We start from the raw sequence: 17,393 nt of genomic DNA, 5'->3' as shown, positions 1-17,393 counted from the left end.
TTTTCCATCATTTGCTGGCCATCGGCCGGTTTCCCGATTTCTGTGCAAGCCTGGCCCGCAACAAGGGATGATGTGTGATGACCTATCAGCAGACAATCGTTGAGGCCGGCAATGCGATCGGCCGGTTCCAGGCAACCTGGAACGGTATCGAGCCCGAATCCGTCGCACGCATGCGGCTGCAGAACCGTTTTCGTACCGGGCTGGATATCGCCCGCTACACCGCGAAGATCATGCGCGAAGACATGGCCGCCTATGATGCCGATCCGGCTGCCTACACACAGTCGCTCGGGTGCTGGCACGGTTTCATCGGCCAGCAGAAGCTGATTTCCATCAAGAAGCATTTCGGTTCGACCAAGGGGCGCTATCTCTATCTCTCGGGCTGGATGGTTGCGGCGTTGCGCAGCGAATTTGGCCCGCTTCCCGATCAGTCGATGCACGAAAAGACCAGTGTGGCCGCATTGATCGAGGAACTGTACACGTTCCTGCGTCAGGCCGATGCCCGCGAACTGGGCATGCTGTTCCGCGATCTCGATGCCGCCCGGGATTCAGGCGATGCGGTCAGGGCCAAGCAGATCCAGACGGCGATTGATAATTTCCAGACACATATCGTGCCGATCATTGCCGATATCGACGCCGGGTTTGGCAATGCCGAGGCGACCTATCTTCTGGCGAAGAAGATGATCGAGGCGGGGGCTTGCTGCATCCAGATCGAAAATCAGGTCTCAGACGAAAAGCAGTGCGGCCATCAGGACGGCAAGGTTACCGTTCCGCATGAGGATTTCCTCGCGAAGATCCGTGCTGTCCGTTACGCCTTCATGGAACTGGGCGTTGAAGATGGCGTGATCGTTGCGCGCACGGACTCGCTCGGCGCGGGCCTGACCAAGCAAATCGCCTTCACGCGGGAAGCGGGCGATATCGGCGATCAGTACAACAGCTTCCTCGATTGCGAGGAAGTTGACGAGATCGGCCATGGCGACGTTTTGATCACGCGCGATGGCAAACTGATGCGGCCCCGGCGTTTGCCGTCGAACCTTTTTCAGTTCCGTTCCGGCACGGGTGAAGACCGCTGCGTTCTGGACTGCATCACATCGTTGCAGAACGGCGCGGATCTGCTGTGGATCGAAACTGAAAAGCCGCACATCGAACAGATTGCGGGGATGGTCGACCGTATCCGTGAAGTGATCCCCAATGCCAAGCTGGTCTATAACAATTCGCCCAGCTTCAACTGGACACTGAACTTCCGCCAGCAGGTGTTTGACCGGTGGCAGGCTGAAGGTCGGGACGTTTCCGCTTACGATCGCGCCAAGCTGATGGGCGTCGACTACGATGGTTCGGAACTGGCGGATGAAGCCGATGAACGTATCCGCACGTTCCAGCGGGATGCTGCGGCGCGGGCAGGCATCTTCCATCACCTGATCACGCTGCCGACCTATCACACTGCGGCGCTGTCGACCGATAACCTCGCCAGGGAATACTTCGGCGAACAGGGTATGCTGGGTTACGTCAAAGGGGTTCAGCGTCAGGAGATCCGGCAGGGTATCGCCTGTGTGAAGCATCAGAATATGTCGGGCAGCGACATCGGTGACGATCACAAGGAATATTTCGCTGGCGAGGCGGCGCTTAAGGCGGGCGGGGCTGCCAATACCATGAACCAGTTTGCCGCCTGATATGCGGCGATGATCAGGGCGGGTTGGCTGCCTGCCGCAGCCACGCGCCCGACTGATCACAACCACTCCTGGGGAGGAGTTTCTGGCTCGTCGCGCAATTGCGTGGCGGGCCAGATTTGTTGGCAATCAGGCCACGCTGCCTTTCAGCGTATCCGTGCGTTTTCGTTGACCCGGTGTTGCCGCCCTTGTGTGTGCGGGCATTCTGGCGTGCAACACATCGCGCATCCCGTTTCCGCGATGGGGATGTCACGATTGCCCGACGAGTCGGGCAAATACGGATGCGGAGGCAGGTATTTCTGCCGGACAGGCAAAGATATCGCATCGAGCTTGTGATATATTATTATATTTTCAAGTAACTTGCTTGCGGTGATGTGTTTGTATGCCAGCCGGATATCGGAAGGGGGAGACCCGCCAGGAGGTCGCATTTACGCAGAATTCACCATTATGATCCGCCTGTTTGGCGGAGGCTTGCTATCGGTCCTGAATTTCTGTCGGAACATCGAGCCGGATAAATCAGGCTATTTACAAGTCATTGATATTTTGGAAGTTATTTTGAGGAAAGTTTGAGTTCTGGTGGGGCGGAAGCGCGAATGGCGGCATTTTTGGGGGACGTGTACGGGAGGCTGAAGGCGTTCCTCTCTGTCCCGGACGACGATGTGGATTTGCTCAAAGCGCAGTACCGTGCTTTGGCCTACCAGTTGCCCATGCTCTATTCCATCTTGCTGATCAGCAGTTGGGTCATGGCATACCCTCATCTCGGGAAAGCGCCCGTTGCTCTGGTTGTCGTGGCGCCGGGACTTCTCTCCGTCCTTTGCATTACGCGCGGTATTACATGGTGGTCGCGGCTTTCGTCGGAACCGAGCGCTGAAATTGCGCTGTCGGCACTGCGGTTTACCAATCTGCTTGCGCCGATCATCACCTGCGCTTTCATCCTCTGGTCTCTCCTCCTGTTTCCGCATGGCGATGCCGATGCGCAGGGGCAGATCATTTTCTTTCTCGGGATTACCGCGATCGGGTGTATTTTCTGTCTGATGCACTTGCGATCTGCGGCGTTTCTGGTGGCCTTGATCGACAACGTGGGGATGCTTTTGTCGTTGCCCGCGGCAACGAGGCTTATGTCGGGTGCGCGATCAATGTCGTGCTGGTAACGGCAGCCCTCCTGGTTATCCTGCGCTATCACTATCGCGATTTTTCGCGGATGGTGACGCTCAACGCCGAAAACCGGAGATTGGCCGATTGCGACAGCCTGACCGGGCTGCCCAATCGCCGGTACTTCTTCAAACACCTTTCTGCGGCAGTTGCGGGGGCGCGGCAGCCTGATGATGCGCTGGCGGTGGGTATTCTCGATCTCGATGGGTTCAAGCCGGTGAACGACCTTTACGGCCATGCTTTTGGTGACCGCCTGCTTACAGCCGTGGCAGAGCGGCTTTCGCTTGTGTGCAATCAGAGCGTCAAGCTCGCCCGTTTGGGGGGGGGATGAGTTCGCCCTGTTTCTTTCAGGGCAGGTTTCCGCAGACCGACTGAAACGCTTCGGCGAACAGTTGTGCGAGGCACTGCGGGTGCCGTTTTCGCTGGGCGATACGCCGGTGCAGATCAGCGGTTCTCTGGGTTTTGCATCTTATCCCGATCACGGGACGACGGCGGCCCAACTCTATGAATTTGCCGATTATGCGCTCTATCATGGGAAGCGCCATCGCCGTGGCGGGGTCAGTGTTTTCGATACCAATCACAGCACGCAGATGCAGCAGGATGCGACGATAGAAATTGCCTTGCGTAAGGCGGATCTTGAACGCGAACTCTCGATCATGTTCCAGCCCATTGTCGATGTCACCACGGGCGAAACCGTGGCATTCGAAGCTCTGGCACGATGGAAGAGCACACATCTGGGCGAAGTCATGCCCGATCAGTTTATTCGTATCGCGGAGCGGGGAGGGCTGATTAACCGGCTGACGGTGATCCTGTTGGGCAAGGCGCTGGCCGCAGCCGAGGAATGGCCAGAAGATATCCATCTTTCATTCAATCTGTCGGCCCATGATCTGTGTTCGCCCGATGTCATGCTGCAGATCATCAAGCTTGTGAGCGAAGCGAATATCGACCCGCGCCGTATCGACCTGGAAATCACCGAAACCGCGCTGCTTCATGACATCAATCAGGTTCGCGAAGCCATCCGTATGCTCAAGTTTTTGGGGTGCAGCGTATCGCTGGACGATTTTGGCACCGGCTATTCCAGCCTAAGTCATATCCACGCCCTGCCGTTCACGAAGATCAAGATCGACCGCAGTTTCGTGCAGGCCATGAACACGAACCCGGCCAGCTACAAGATCATCAAATCGCTTCTCGCGCTCAGTCGCGATATGGGGATTGATTGCGTGATCGAAGGGGTGGAAACCGAGGACGAGATGCGTTTGTTGCGTCAGCTTGGGGGCAATATCGTGCAGGGCTATTACTTCTCGGCACCTATCCATCAGGACATGATCGGCGCCTATCTTGGCGCCTGCGGCCTGGAACCGGTCAGACACCACGTCCTGATGAGCGGTACGTGACAGGGATGGCCGCAGATTGGCCGGGTGCCCATGCATGATGGCGTACAGGCTTTGCAGTCGTCATCCCGTTATCGCGCGTGGTTTGATCCGTTATCCGGTAGGGCAGCGGTTTTGATCCCGCCTATCGCAGTTTTTGCAGATACTCGATGATCTGCTGGCGTTTCGCAGGGTCAGCGATGCCGGGGAAGGGCATCTTTGTTCCGGGAACAGCCTTTTGCGGGGCTGTCAGCCACCGGTCGAGTGCTTGCCGGTTCCAGGTTATGTTCGCGGCTTTCAGGGCATTGCTATAGGCATAGCCGGGCAGGCTGGCGGCCTTGCGCCCGACAACGCCGTGTAGGTTCGGACCAAATGATTTCTGGCCCGGCTGCACCGTGTGACATGCTGCACAGGGGGCAAAGGCAGCAGGTCGGGCCGGGACATTTTCAGCTCTGGCCTCGCCATTGGCCAGAGCGGCGATCGCGAGAAGCGTGGTCAGGGCCGGAACGACAGGTTTCATTGTGGGGAATCCGTAAAAATGATGGCGACGGCATCGCAATGCCGCCGCCATCGTCAACTGCCGGATGGTCAGAAGCGGTCGAGATTCATGACCTTTGTCCAGGCCGCCACGAAGTCCTTCACGAACATTTCGCGGGCATCGGCAGAGGCATAGACTTCGGACACGGCGCGCAGTTCCGCGTTCGAACCGAACACCAGATCCACGGGGGTTGCGGTCCACTTCGGTTGGCCGGTTGCCCGGTCGGCGCCTTCATAGAGCGCCGGATCCTTTGCCGATTTCGACCATTTGGTCGACATGTCGAGCAAGTTGACGAAGAAGTCATTGCTCAATGTCCCGGGGCGGCTGGTGAATACGCCATGCGGTGAATGTCCGGTATTGGCATCCAGAACCCGGAGACCACCGACCAGAACAGTCATCTCGGGTACCGAAAGGTTCAGCGTGCTGGCTTTGTCGATCAGCATTTCCGCAGGCGACGTGGCACTGTCCGCGCCGTAATAGTTGCGGAACCCGTCCGCACGGGGACGGAGGAAATCATAGGATTTGGCATCCGTCTGTTCCACAGTGGCATCCACACGCCCCGGCGTGAACGGCACTGTGACCGTCTGGCCCGCCCGCTTTGCGGCCTGTTCGACCGCGGCGTTGCCACCCAGAACGATCAGATCTGCAAGCGAAACCTGCTTTCCGCCTTTCGCCGAGCGATTGAAATCCTTGCGAACCGTTTCCAGCGCGGCGAGCGCCTTGGCCAGTTCGGCCGGATCGTTCGCGGCCCAGTTCTTTGCAGGTGCCAGTCGGATACGTGCACCGTTGGCGCCGCCGCGCATATCGGTAACGCGGAAGGAGGACGCCGATGCCCAGGCCGTCTTGATCAGTTCCCGCTCGCTCAGGCCGGCGGCCAGAACTTTGGTCTTGAGCTGTTCCACATCCTGATTGTCGATTGCCGCATAATTGGCGGCAGGCAGCGGATCCTGCCACTTGAAGGCCGCTTTGGGGGCATCATTGCCGAGATAGCGCGCGCTGGGCCCCATGTCGCGGTGGGTCAGTTTGAACCAGGCGCGGGCGAACGCATCCGCGAATGCATCGGGGTTGTCGTGGAAGCGCTTGGCGATGGCCCTGAAACCGGGATCTTCCTTCAACGACAGGTCGGTGGTGAACATGATCGGGGCATGACGCTTGTCCGCGACATGGGCGTCAGGAACGAGCGCTGCGGCGCTGGCATCGCTCGGCACCCATTGCACCGCACCGGCGGGGCTGCGCGTCTGCACCCAGTCGAACCCGAACAGATTGTCGAGGTACTGCGTGGTCCAGGCGATGGGATTGGCTGACCAGGCCCCTTCGAGACCGCTCGACACGGTGTCTTCGGAGTGGCCCTTGCCGCATTTGTTTACCCAGCCGAGCCCTTGTTGTTCGGCTTTGGCCGCGGAGGGATCAACGCCGACGCATTCGTCCGGTTTGTGCGCGCCATGCGCCTTGCCGAAGGTATGGCCGCCTGCGATCAGCGCAACAGTTTCATCGTCTTCCATGGCCATGTTGCCGAAAGCCAGGCGGATATCGGCAGCGGCGGCGATTGGGTCAGGCTTGCCGTTCGGTCCTTCGGGGTTAACGTAGATCAGACCCATCTGGGTGGCGGCGAGGGGGCCTTTCAGGCCGCCTTTTCCGTCACGCCGTTCATCGGCGAGCCATTTCTTTTCAGGTCCCCAGAAGACCAGGTCCGGTTCCCAGGCATCGACACGACCCCCGGCAAACCCGAGAGTCTTGAAGCCCATGTTCTCAAGCGCGACGTTGCCAGCGAGGACCATGAGGTCACCCCATGACAACTTGCGACCATATTTCTGCTTGATTGGCCATACCAGGCGACGAGCCTTGTCGAGGCTGACGTTATCGGGCCACGAGTTCAGCGGCTCGAAGCGTTGTTCGCCGCCATCCGAGCCGCCGCGCCCGTCAGCGGCGCGGTAGGTGCCGGCACTATGCCACGCCATGCGGATGAAAAACGGACCGTAGTTCCCATAATCGGCGGGCCACCAAGGCTGTGACGTCGACAGAACATCGGCAATATCTTTCTTGACTGCCGCAATATCCAGAGTCGCGAATTCGGCGGAATAATTGAAATTCGCACCGTAAGGATTGGCGTTTGTATTATTCTGGCGCAACGGTCCCAGATCGATTCGGTTAGGCCACCATTCCTGATTGGACATGCTTTTTTCCTGCGCGAAGGCAGGACTTGCCAAATTCGGCGTTAAACTTGTTGCCATAAGGGCAAATATCGAAATGGTAGTCTTGCGCATGGTACGCTCCTCTATTTCTCTTGAAATCTCCTCAGCGGCCAACGCCTATCACTTTCAGAATGTTCGAAAAAGCAGATCAAATTGCTCACAGATATCGATATATCCGATTATGATCGCTGGTTCTTTTGTAAAAAATGTTTACTATCAAAATGTAATGTTGAAATAGATGCGCATTTTTCTGTAATAATACGGCATATAATGCGAAATTATCTCGATTGGTGTGGGTTGGGCATGGCGATTGTTGGGAGAAGTGATGCGGCTGGTTGCTTTTTTCGGGGCACTTCCGGCGCGGATTTCAGGCGGTAGAGGAAAATTCGCGAACAGATCGGGAATGCGGTTCGTCTGCAAGTATGATCTTGCATCCACGCCACACAATCTGTCGTTTTCCGTAAAATCTTTATTGACGAACGAGAGAACTTGTCTCACCCGCCAATAGCAATTTCCCGAAATCGGGTGTTAGCAGATTGTAATTTATGGAAGGAGTGAAAATTGGTCGACGAAGTCCATGACCGTGAGGGTTTGATCACGCTCACCTCGGATATCGTTGCCGCGCATGTCAGCAACAACAGCGTGGCGATCGAACAAGTCCCGACCCTGATCACGACTGTGTTCCAGGCCCTTTCCGGTCTTGGAGCAGAACCGGTTGCCGCAGAAGCGCCCGCTTTGCAGCCTGCCGTGTCAATTCGCGCTTCCATCCGGCCAGACCATGTCGCTTGCCTTGAATGCGGCAAGAAGATGAAACTGCTCAAGCGGCATCTTTCGACGGAGCATGGCCTGACGACCGACGAATATCGTCAGCGTTGGGGCCTTGCCGCTGATCACGCGCTGGTCGCGCCGAACTATGCTGCGCAGCGCAGCGAACTGGCGAACAAGATTGGTCTGGGCCGCAAGCCGACAGCGGGGCGCAAGGCTGCGTCCAATGGCAAGGCTGCTGCTTCCAAGGGTGAAGCCGCGCCCAAGGCAAAGCGTGGGCGCAAGCTGGCCCTGCGTTTTACGGACGGTGCCGCTAACGGGGCAGCCGATTAATTCTGGTAATATTCCGGGCGGGATCGCGCGGCTCTGAAGCATTCAGGGCACGCTGTCCCGCCTGCGTGCCTTGGTCTGGCATCCAGATGCCGGCGAGACTCGCCGACATTGGTGTAACGCGCTTGTCCGCGCGCCCTATGTGAGGCATCGCCCGCGAACAGGCGCTGCGTAAAACGCTACCACTTCATCCCGACTGTCAGGCCGTATGTGCGCGGATCGTTATAGTTGCCGGTCAGCAGGCCGCCAAAGGCGGAGCCGAAATCGATTCCGTTGATGATCTTGCGGGTATTGAACAGGTTCTTCGCCCACAGCGCAGCATAAGCTTTGCCCGACGCCAGTGGGATATCGTCCCACCGTATTTGCGCATCCACAAAGGTCATCGGTTCGGTGCGCGAGGTTGATGCCCGATGCCAACTGGGAAAATCCGGCCGCATTTCGGTGGCATCGGCATAGAAGTAGTACGATGAGACATGCCTGACATCGACCAGAACATTCAGGTGATTGCCATCGCTGCCCTCATAGGCGGTCCAGTCAGCGCTGAATGAGGCCTGCCATTTGGGCGCATGGGGTACCACCCGGATATCCGCGACATCGATCGCCTGTCCAAGATTGTTGGTATCGATAAAGTGGTTGTAGCGGGCTTTCAGGTACGCCAGCGATCCCTTGAGGCTGAGCGAGGGCAGGGGGCGGGCAAAAGCTTCAACCTCGATCCCTTTCATCGTTGCCGAACCCGCATTCTGGATGAGGCTGGTGCCGATGGAACTCGCCGTGAAAACGGATAACTGCATATCCTTGTGCTTGTTGACGAAGGCGGCGATGTTGAGATCGAGCTTGCGATCGAACAGGCTCGATTTCAGGCCGATCTCGAACGAATTCATCTTTTCCGGCCGAAACGGCGTTACCGCATGGATGAATGTCTGGGCTTCGCCGTTGAAGCCCCCGCTGCGGAAACCCTGCGCGAACTTGGCGTAGATATTGGTCCGCTCACCCAGCTTGTAAGTCAGGATCGCGGTGGGATTGACGCTTTTGAAGACATGCGCAATGCCCAGATCTTCGGGCACATCGACAACGACATAGGGAAGCAGTTCAGGCGGAAATGCCGCACTGGCAATGGCTTCCTGATAGCGTTGGGTGGTCTTCTTTTCGCGGTTGTAGCGCAGGCCAGCCGTTAGCGTCAGCTGATCGGTGATATCGTAATCGATCTGCGCATAGGCGGCATAGGCGGTCGTCTTGCCGCCAAACGTGGTGTAATAATCCTCGCTGCCGAAGAAGTAGCTTTGCGGGTTTACGCTGAAGGCATCGTCGTGAAAATAGAACAGCCCCGCAACATAGTTGAGGCGGGATCCGATCTTGCCCGACAGCTGGAATTCTTGGCTCACTTCCCAGTATTTCGTCCGATACCCGACAATGGCGAGGTCCAGTGGCGTGCCGTCGATATCGTTGGGGTAGGCGTTGAACCGCAGACGGCGATAGCCTGTGATCGATTTGAGACTGGCATTGCCCATATCCCAATCGATAGTCAGGCCGTGACCCTGGGTGACGACCTTGTCCATCGAGCGGACATTGTTGAACGCCTTGTTCGAGTACTTGTCCTGCACATAGAGGTAGGCGGGAACACAGAACGGGCCGAGCGCGCAGTCCTTGCCCAGAAAACCCGCGTCGTCGACCGCAATCAGCTGGGTTGCCGCAACCGTCTGGACACTGCGGCTGTAATCGAAGGCATAGTCTACCGTGACATTGTCCGCCGGTTCGAACCGCGCCTGGACAAGGGCGCTCTTGCGGTTGCGCGAATTGAGTCTGCCTGACTTCGCCGATGAGCCGAAGAGTGCGGCCATGCCATAGGGATCGTCGATCAGTTTGACCGTACCATCGCGCTTGTCCAGCGCCAGCGAAACCTTGAAGAACAGGTTATCCGCTGCAGGCAGATTGACCATGCCCTTCAGCGTCATGGCGTCATAATTGCCATATCCTGCTTCCAGCGATGCCCGGAAATCGGGGCCGGGCTTGCGGGTGATGAAATTGATGGCACCGGCCAGTGTGTTACGCCCATAGAGTGTGCCTTGCGGCCCGCGCAGCACTTCGACCCGTTCGAGATCGTTGATCGCGAAAATGGAGCCAACCGCCTTGCCGATATAGACCCCGTCGAGATACATGCCGACCGAGGGGTCGAGCGTGATCGCAGGGTTCTGCTGCACCGATCCGCGGATCGATATCTGCGCATTGTTGGGTTGCGACGGGGTTTGCAGCACTTGCAGACCGGGCGCGATCCCGTCCAGCCGATCGACCGAGGTCACCGCGCGATTGGCAAGATAGTCTTCATCGAAGGCGGATACGGCAATTGGCACGTCGCGCAGCACCTGTTCGCGTTTCTGCGCGGTAACGATGATGTCCTGCCTGTCGGTATTGTCCTGTGCGGATGCATTTTGGGCAAGAACCGGCACGACAGCGGTGGTTGCCAGCAATGCGACCGCGATCCGTGCGTACCCCGGATGTGTGCGGCGAGCCGTGATGTATCCCATTATGTCCCTCCCGAATTACCTGTCTGCGATTCCTGAATCTGCCTCAGTTTCTCGGCAGGCTTTGCATGTAGCTGCGGACTTCGTCCGACATGGTCATGTATGCGTTGAGATGGCCGCTCGTTTCGCGGTCATCCTGATAAAGGCAGCGAATGCCGCCACCGTTCATCTCGCCGATGATCGGGGCGTTGGCGTTGTCGATCAGCACGGTACGGGCCTGCGCGAATGCCTGTTCGTCCCCAAGGTCGAAGCCCAGGTGATGGAAGCGCGCGAAGGGGCGCGACAGTGGCGGCAGGTTGAAAAAGTCGGTGTAGATATTGGGCGTGGACCAATCATCCGGCTGGATGATTTCCACCAGGGTCTGATCGACATAGCCGAGCGCGATCTGCGTGCCGACGATGATTTCACCTGCGGCCGACTGGTAGGCGGTTGTCCCTTGATTGATCGCGAAGCCGGTGAAGCCGTGCGTCTGCCGGAAACGTTCCACCGTATATTCGATATCGTTGGTGACGTAGCCGAGTTCAAATACGCCGCGCCACAGCGAAGGCGAAGACGTGCTGGCCATTTCAGTTTCCTTTGTTTCGCAAACGGGGGAGGACATAACGTTCGAGCATGGCAAGATGTTCGCGCGCGATTTCGATGGGCAGGCCGCTGATCAGCGGATGGAGCATCACTTCGTCACCAGGTCCCAGACGGTCGATATAAGCTGCGGCTTCATCGGGCGTCATGATGGGATAGCCATTCATCGCCCGTATTGCGGCCAGATCGACCTTGAGTGATTCCTGCCGGCTGGCTTGCTGCGCCTGCGCCTCGGATTCGGTGGTGCTGTCCCCCATCAGCAGGCGGCGTGAGGCGCCGAACTTGGCATAGGCCTCCATTTCCGCAGCGATGTAGGGGGCCATGCGTTCCCATTCGCGGTCAGGATCTTCGCTGACGATGAAGAAACCGGGGCCGATATCGGGGGCGGGGCCGGGATCGGCTGCGTGCTTCTTCCGTTCTTCCCGATAGATATCCCACAGCGCGGTATCGTTGGAATAGAACCGACTGGACAGGCGGCCAGCACGGCGCGCTGCCACCGGGGTAGACCCACCGATCCAGATGGGCAGGTCTGCGCCCTGTATGGGCTGCGGCGTGATGCGGACCACCCGATCGCGATAGGCGAATGGCTTCCCGGTCCAGGCGCTGCGTAGGGCTGCTACCCCTTCTTCCATCAGCTTGCCGCGATCACGCATGTCCGTGCCAAACATTTCGAATTCGTGCGCGGCGTATCCGGCCACCAGAATGGCAATGACGCGTCCGTCGCTGGTGATGTCGAGCACCGCAAGATCTTCCGCCAGCCGCAGCGGATTGTGGTGCGGCAGGACCAGAACGAAGCGCAGCTTAACCCGGTTTGTGCGCGCGGCCATGGCACCGCCGAAAACCAGCGGCGAAGGAATGTAGTCGTCATCGCAGCTATGGTGTTCTGCCAGCTGGATCGCATCGAAGCCGTGCTCATCCGCCCACTGCGAAAGTTCCAGCGTGTCGCGGTACAATTGCGCATTCGTTTCCGGGCGTATGTTGCGCAGGTCGAAGCGCATGATGAGGCGCGGCATTCCATTCTCCCGGAGGCATTCCAGCACGTTTGCCTTCGAACGAACGTATCAAGGCAAAAACTCACGAGAAATGCGGTCGCCTTGGCAAGGCGGGCCATGATTGTTGTCCATTTAGGCCGTGGCGGTTGCCCGGCGGCAAACTCTGTGAAAACTTGCAGCCGACCAGTCTGCGGGTTGGCCATGGCGCCGTCTGACAGGTTTGGAGAGGAAGAGGAGGAGAGGCGTGGGAAATGCCCCGATGAAGCAGGTCGTGCGGGCCGAGCTCACCGTTCCGGGAATGATCGTCCAATTGCGGTCGTTCAACTTCGCCAATGGGCTCGAAACGGTGGTCTGCGAAGAACAGCACCTGCTCAGCCTGAAGCTCTCGCCATCGCCCCCGGCATCAGAAGGGCGCTTTTCTTCCAGCGGATATGTCGGGCGTTACGGGGGGATTGGCGATCTTCTCTGGGTACCGGGGCAGGTTCCGCTCGATTCCCGGGTGCCTTCGGGCGGTTCGTTGAACACGGTTTATTGCAGTCTCGATCGCGGATTGTTCAGCGACCTGACGGGCCGCGATGAAGTGTGGAATGAACGCGAATTGTCATCCTGCCTCGACGTGCGGAGCAGCCTGATCAAGGAGGCTTTGCGCAGGCTTGCGACAGAAGCCATCAATCCGGGATTCGCCACGAGTACGCTGGCCGATGCCCTGCGCATCACGATCACTATGGAACTGGTGCGCTATCTTGCTGTCGCGCCGGGCCATGCCGGAACATCCGCAGGCCAGCTATCCCCGCAGCAGATGCGGCGGATCGATGAATTTGTCGATGACATGCGTGGCGGGGCGCCCACCATCGCGCAGATCGCCAGCCTTTGCGGCCTCAGTACGCGCCATTTTACCCGCCTGTTCCGGCAGACCACCGGGCAGACGGTGCTGGAGTTCGTCAATGTCAGACGGCTTGAACGGGCCAAGGCGTTCCTTGCGGATACGCAATTGCCGTTGAAGGAAATCGCCTATCGGCTGGGCTTCTCCGATGCCTCGAGCTTTTCCCGCGCCTTTCGCGCGATGATGGGGGAAACGCCGCTGGGCTATCGCATGCGGGAAGGCCGAACCCACGCCAAACCGCATTTTCAGGGCGGGGCCCGGTTGGGCACCACACGCCACTGATATTCAGACAAGTAAACAGCCAGACAAAGAAACAGGATCGTACGACATGGTAAAAGTTGCCATCTGGAATCTCGGCGTCGTCGGGAAATCTGCCGCGCCCGTTATCCATGCCCATCCGGATATGGAACTGGTGGGGTGTTTCACGCGCTCCGATGACAAGAAGGGTAAGGATATCGGGGTGCTTTGCGATCGGGGACCGTTCGGGGTTCTCGCCAGTGGCGATGCCGATGCCGTTCTGGCGCTGAAACCCGATTGCGTGCTTTACGTTCCGCTGTTTCCCGATGTCGACGATATGGTCCGTATTCTTGAATCCGGTTCGAACATCGTGTCCACCGCCTATTTTATCAACGGGCGCAAATTTGGGCCGGAAGGCCATGCCCGCATCGCGGCGGCGGCGCAAAAGGGCGGCACCACGATCTACGGTACCGGGGTCAATCCGGGGTTTGCCAATATTCTCGGTCTGGTGGCGAGTTCCGCCTGTTCGGAGGTGTCGCGCATTACTGTTCTGGAATCCGTCGACGCCACGAATTACGCATCGCCGGGCACGTGGGAAGCCATGGGCATCGGGCAGGAGCCGGGCACCCCCGGTATTGCCGAATTCATCAGCCAGTCGACCCCGTCGTTTCACGAAACGGTGGAGATGATGGCCGATGCGCTGCATGTGGAACTGGATGACAAACGTTTCGATGTCGAATTTGCCACTGCCACGCAGGATGTCGATCTTGGCTATATGAAGATCGGCAAGGGACGCATTTCATGCCTGCGCGCGAGCTGGACCGGATGGGTGCGCGGCCAGTGCGTCATCGATCTCAAGATTGCGTGGAAGCTCGGTTATCACAACAGCCCGGATTGGCCGATCGAACACGGTTATGTCGTCGAAATCGAAGGGACTCCGAACGTCCGCTGCAAGTTCGAACCGATCGGGGCCAGCATGTTCGATCCGGGGCTGGTCACCGCCATGCCGGCGGTTCATGCCATCCCGCTGGTTTGTGCGGCAGCCCCTGGAATTGTGACGGCGGATCAACTGCCGATGATCACGGCGCGCAACTGCGTCGGCCCGCGCTGAGGGGGCGGGGCCGCTGCGCTGCATGTGGGCAGGTGCTGGCGGCCCTCGCGGGGTTTATAAAATGGCTGGCGCGGTGGCCGGTTCGGCTGCTGATCGGGCGCGTTCGGCGGCCGCGCGATAACGCTGGGCCAGCACGGCGCAGACCATCAACTGTATCTGATGGAAGATGACCACCGGCAGCAGGATCGCACCGACCTGCGATGTCGCGAACAACACGCTCGCCATGGGCACACCCGATGCGAGGCTTTTCTTGGAGCCGCAGAACTGAAGAACGATGGCGTCTTCGCGCGGCAGCTTCATCACACGGGCCGCGATGTAGCTGAGTACGAGCACAAGCGTGAGCAGGACGCAGCAGATCAGCATGACTATGGTCAGATCGCGCGGAGCCACGCGCTGCCACAGCCCGTCCACCACGGCTGCGCCAAAGGCGGTATAGACGACCAGCAGAATTGAGCCCTTGTCCACAAATGCCAGCAGGCGTTTTTGCCGGGTGACCCAGCCCCCGATCCACGGGCGCAGGAAATGTCCCGCGAGAAAGGGCAGGAGAAGCTGCACCGCAATCGTCACGATCATATCGGTCGATACGCCGCCATGTTTCCCGGTGATCAGCAGCGCCACGAGCAGCGGGGTGATGAAGATGCCCGCAAGGTTGGAAAAGGTGGCGCTGCACACAGCCGCCGCGACATTGCCTTGTGCCACGGCGGTAAACCCGATGGAGGATTGCACGGTGGAAGGCAGCAGCGTGAGAAACAGGAGACCGATCGCCAGTTCCGGTTCGATCCCGGGGATCGCGTAGATGCCGAGGCCCAGAATGGGAAAAACCAAAAATGTCATGGCAACGACGGCAAGGTGGAGTTTCCAGTTGCGCGCGCCATCCAGCACGGCCTGCCGTGACAGTCGGGCACCATGCAGGAAGAACAGCAGAACGATGCCCGCATCCGCCGCGCCGCCCGCGATCGGTGCCCAGGCCCCTCGCGCAGGAAGCACTGAGGCCAGAACCACGGTCCCGATCAGCATCAGCAGGTAGGTATCGATATGGAAACGGGCGAGCAGTGCCTTCACGGCGTGATTCCTTCCAGAGAGACCTGTCGCTTACGATTTTCCGGCGATTAGGGAAACGATATGGCTGACATCGGTCCAAAGCCGGTTTGGGATGGGAATCGGCTTCAACATGCGCTCGGTGGTTGCAGTTATCGGCTGGCTCCGCCACGGGATAAGGGAAGCGGTGCAGCACAAGGATTATCGAGATGTATATGGGACTGGTTCAGGGTGTGGCGGATATTGTCGAGGCGGCCCGGTTGCCCGGACGTATTGCCTATACCCTGCGTTTTCCCGCGCATCTGACGGAAGGTCTGGTTCTTGGGGCCAGTGTGTCCATTGAGGGGGTATGCCTGTCGGTGACCGCGATCGATGGGGATCTGATCGGGTTCGATGCGACCAAGGGCACACTCGATACCACCAATCTCGGGACACTGGATCACGAGCGTGTGAATATCGAACGTTCGGCCAAACTGGGTGATGAAATCGGGGGGCACATGGTCGCCGGTCATATTTCGGGCACCGCAGACATTGTTGGGTTCGAAAAGAACACGGACGATCACATGTGGCTTCGCCTGCGCGTGCCGGAACCGTGGAATCGCTATGTGTTCAATCGCGGGTTTCTGGCGGTGAACGGCTGTAGCCTGACTGTGGCGGCCGTGGAAGGCGACGTGTTCACGATCAATCTGATCCCTGAAACCCTGCGACAGACCACATTCGGCCTCTATGGCGTGGGCGACCGGGTCAATTTCGAAGTCGATCAACAAACCATGGCGCTGGTGGAAACGATCGAACGCTCTGTATCCTCTGTTTTCGAACGCCTGGCCGGGCAGTATTTCGAACGGAAGGTCTGAGGCCGGGTAATCAGGTCAGCAGCGGTTCGAGCGCATCCCATTCCCGCTCGACCGCCCGACGGCCGGCATCGATTGCCGCGCGAATTTTTGCGGGATTGAATTCCAGCGTATCCGACACTTCCTCGTCAGGGGCGATGATGCGGATCGGCGCGAAGCGGTAGTTCGCGATCTGCATGTCCAGCGGGCGCAGGATGCGGGCCGCCTGCGCCCCGCTGATGCCCTCTGCCTGCAAGGCGCGCATCTGCGCCTCGCGTGCGCTGATCATGTCGTTGATCAAGGCGGCCCCCGCGATATCGTTGGCCGAGACTTCGGACTGGAGAATATCCACGGCCCGCAGCCCGATCTTGATCATGTTCGGGAAAGTGCGCACCTTGCCGGGGCGGGGTGGGGGCGATGCACGCACCACGATCACCCCGCGCGGGTTCAGTTCCAGCGCCGAGCCGAGCGGGGTTACATCACGCACTCCGCCATCGACCCATTGTTCTTCCGTCCCGTTGCTGTCGCGCGTCTTTAGCGGGTCGAAAAATACCGGCATGGCGCAACTGGCGTAGACCCAGTTATGGATGCCCGGCACGGTTTCGTTGATTGTACGGTATGTGCCGGTCCCCAGATTGACAACGCCCAACAGCAGCTTGCGCCCACTGGCCTTGAGCTTGGCCTGATCCGCGAATTTCTTGAGCAGCTTCTGCAGTGGGGAGGCATCGTAGATCGCCGTTTGCCCCAGAATGCCGCCGACAATGCCGAGCGGACGCTCTTTGTAGATCGTGCTGTTGCCCCTGATGTCGAGCCACTGCTGCAGCAATGCAGGGACATCGTCCTGCGCCACGCCCAGCGCCTGTATCGAACCGGTGGATACCCCGGCGGCGATATCGATCCGGACCCCCCGGTTGACCACCAGTTCATGCAGGACGCCGACTTGAAAGGCGCCCTTGGCGCCGCCGCCGCTCAGAACGATTGCAAGCCCGCCAGCCATAAACGATCTCCCGTCCTTTCGGTGCTGTTTGCATCATATCATCGAACAACCACTTGGAAGTATAAGGAAATTAACCAGAAATAACAGGAGGATGAAACGGGTTCCATAATTCCATGCGCTTTGCTGGAATCCACTCGCCGGTTGTGCGCTGGCGATGTATGTCAGGGGTCACTAACAAGCTATCATGATAGTACAC

At 58.7% G+C, this 17,393-nt stretch carries 16 protein-coding genes; 8 read left to right on the top strand and 8 right to left on the bottom strand.

Translation table 11 applies throughout. The features are described 5' to 3' along the window. Positions 1–77 precede the first annotated feature (77 nt). From EGO55_RS03405 to EGO55_RS21135, 4 genes are all read left to right on the top strand, one after another. Entirely contained in the window at positions 78–1,667 is a 1,590-nt protein-coding gene (locus EGO55_RS03405; protein ID WP_021691131.1) for an isocitrate lyase, read from the top strand. A gap of 590 nt (positions 1,668–2,257) precedes the next feature. Then, complete coding sequence (locus tag EGO55_RS21145; RefSeq protein ID WP_021691130.1) at positions 2,258–2,815, top strand: hypothetical protein; 558 nt, start codon at positions 2,258–2,260, stop codon at positions 2,813–2,815. Continuing rightward, a complete protein-coding gene (locus tag EGO55_RS21140) occupies positions 2,806–3,147 on the top strand; it encodes a diguanylate cyclase domain-containing protein (RefSeq protein WP_021691129.1) in 342 nt (113 codons plus the stop codon). The genes EGO55_RS21145 and EGO55_RS21140 overlap by 10 nt, the downstream gene beginning before the upstream one ends. Beyond that, positions 3,053–4,210, top strand: a complete 1,158-nt coding sequence (locus EGO55_RS21135) for a putative bifunctional diguanylate cyclase/phosphodiesterase (protein WP_235694153.1) — start codon at positions 3,053–3,055, stop codon at positions 4,208–4,210. Before EGO55_RS21140 ends, EGO55_RS21135 begins: the two co-directional genes overlap by 95 nt. 121 nt (positions 4,211–4,331) lie before the next feature. Here EGO55_RS21135 and EGO55_RS03395 read toward each other — a convergent pair whose 3' ends face one another. The 3 genes from EGO55_RS03395 to EGO55_RS03385 form a co-directional block, all read right to left on the bottom strand. After that, on the bottom strand, positions 4,332–4,706 hold the full coding sequence (locus tag EGO55_RS03395) for a c-type cytochrome (RefSeq protein ID WP_021691127.1): 375 nt from the start codon (positions 4,704–4,706) through the stop codon (positions 4,332–4,334). A gap of 68 nt (positions 4,707–4,774) precedes the next feature. Next, a complete protein-coding gene (gene katG, locus EGO55_RS03390) occupies positions 4,775–6,988 on the bottom strand; it encodes a catalase/peroxidase HPI (protein ID WP_040716665.1) in 2,214 nt (737 codons plus the stop codon). 144 nt (positions 6,989–7,132) lie between these two features. Beyond that, positions 7,133–7,336, bottom strand: a complete 204-nt coding sequence (locus EGO55_RS03385) for a hypothetical protein (protein WP_040716664.1) — start codon at positions 7,334–7,336, stop codon at positions 7,133–7,135. A 141-nt stretch (positions 7,337–7,477) separates the two neighbouring features. On the opposite strand from EGO55_RS03385, the gene EGO55_RS03380 reads away from it, so the two are divergent. Next, on the top strand, positions 7,478–8,014 hold the full coding sequence (locus EGO55_RS03380) for a Ros/MucR family transcriptional regulator (RefSeq protein ID WP_021691125.1): 537 nt from the start codon (positions 7,478–7,480) through the stop codon (positions 8,012–8,014). A 176-nt stretch (positions 8,015–8,190) separates the two neighbouring features. Here the strand turns inward: EGO55_RS03380 and EGO55_RS03375 are convergent, their stop codons facing one another. From EGO55_RS03375 to EGO55_RS03365, 3 genes are read right to left on the bottom strand one after another with little or no spacing between them, the layout of a single operon-like run. Then, complete coding sequence (locus tag EGO55_RS03375; RefSeq protein WP_021691124.1) at positions 8,191–10,533, bottom strand: TonB-dependent receptor; 2,343 nt, start codon at positions 10,531–10,533, stop codon at positions 8,191–8,193. A 43-nt stretch (positions 10,534–10,576) separates the two neighbouring features. Continuing rightward, positions 10,577–11,095: a hypothetical protein gene (locus EGO55_RS03370; protein WP_021691123.1), complete on the bottom strand. Its 519-nt coding sequence runs from the start codon at positions 11,093–11,095 to the stop codon at positions 10,577–10,579. A 1-nt stretch (position 11,096) separates the two neighbouring features. Then, the gene (locus tag EGO55_RS03365) at positions 11,097–12,122 is read right to left on the bottom strand and encodes an LLM class flavin-dependent oxidoreductase (RefSeq protein ID WP_021691122.1); all 1,026 of its coding nucleotides are present in this window, start codon (positions 12,120–12,122) and stop codon (positions 11,097–11,099) included. A 223-nt stretch (positions 12,123–12,345) separates the two neighbouring features. Here EGO55_RS03365 and EGO55_RS03360 point away from each other — a divergent pair, with 223 nt between their 5' ends. Next, positions 12,346–13,266: a helix-turn-helix transcriptional regulator gene (locus EGO55_RS03360; protein WP_021691121.1), complete on the top strand. Its 921-nt coding sequence runs from the start codon at positions 12,346–12,348 to the stop codon at positions 13,264–13,266. Positions 13,267–13,312: 46 nt separating this feature from the next. After that, on the top strand, positions 13,313–14,332 hold the full coding sequence (locus EGO55_RS03355; protein WP_021691120.1) for an NAD(P)H-dependent amine dehydrogenase family protein: 1,020 nt from the start codon (positions 13,313–13,315) through the stop codon (positions 14,330–14,332). A 54-nt stretch (positions 14,333–14,386) separates the two neighbouring features. Here EGO55_RS03355 and EGO55_RS03350 read toward each other — a convergent pair whose 3' ends face one another. After that, positions 14,387–15,394, bottom strand: a complete 1,008-nt coding sequence (locus EGO55_RS03350; RefSeq protein WP_021691119.1) for a bile acid:sodium symporter family protein — start codon at positions 15,392–15,394, stop codon at positions 14,387–14,389. Positions 15,395–15,579: 185 nt separating this feature from the next. Here EGO55_RS03350 and EGO55_RS03345 point away from each other — a divergent pair, with 185 nt between their 5' ends. Beyond that, a complete protein-coding gene (locus tag EGO55_RS03345; protein WP_021691118.1) occupies positions 15,580–16,224 on the top strand; it encodes a riboflavin synthase in 645 nt (214 codons plus the stop codon). 10 nt (positions 16,225–16,234) lie between these two features. Here EGO55_RS03345 and EGO55_RS03340 read toward each other — a convergent pair whose 3' ends face one another. Continuing rightward, a complete protein-coding gene (locus tag EGO55_RS03340) occupies positions 16,235–17,197 on the bottom strand; it encodes a patatin-like phospholipase family protein (protein ID WP_021691117.1) in 963 nt (320 codons plus the stop codon). Positions 17,198–17,393 lie beyond the last annotated feature (196 nt).

The sequence above is a fragment of the Caenibius tardaugens NBRC 16725 genome (assembly GCF_003860345.1).
Classification (GTDB): domain Bacteria; phylum Pseudomonadota; class Alphaproteobacteria; order Sphingomonadales; family Sphingomonadaceae; genus Caenibius; species Caenibius tardaugens.
The sequence above is the reverse complement of the archived record's forward strand: the minus strand, read 5'-3'. Positions and strand labels throughout refer to the sequence as shown.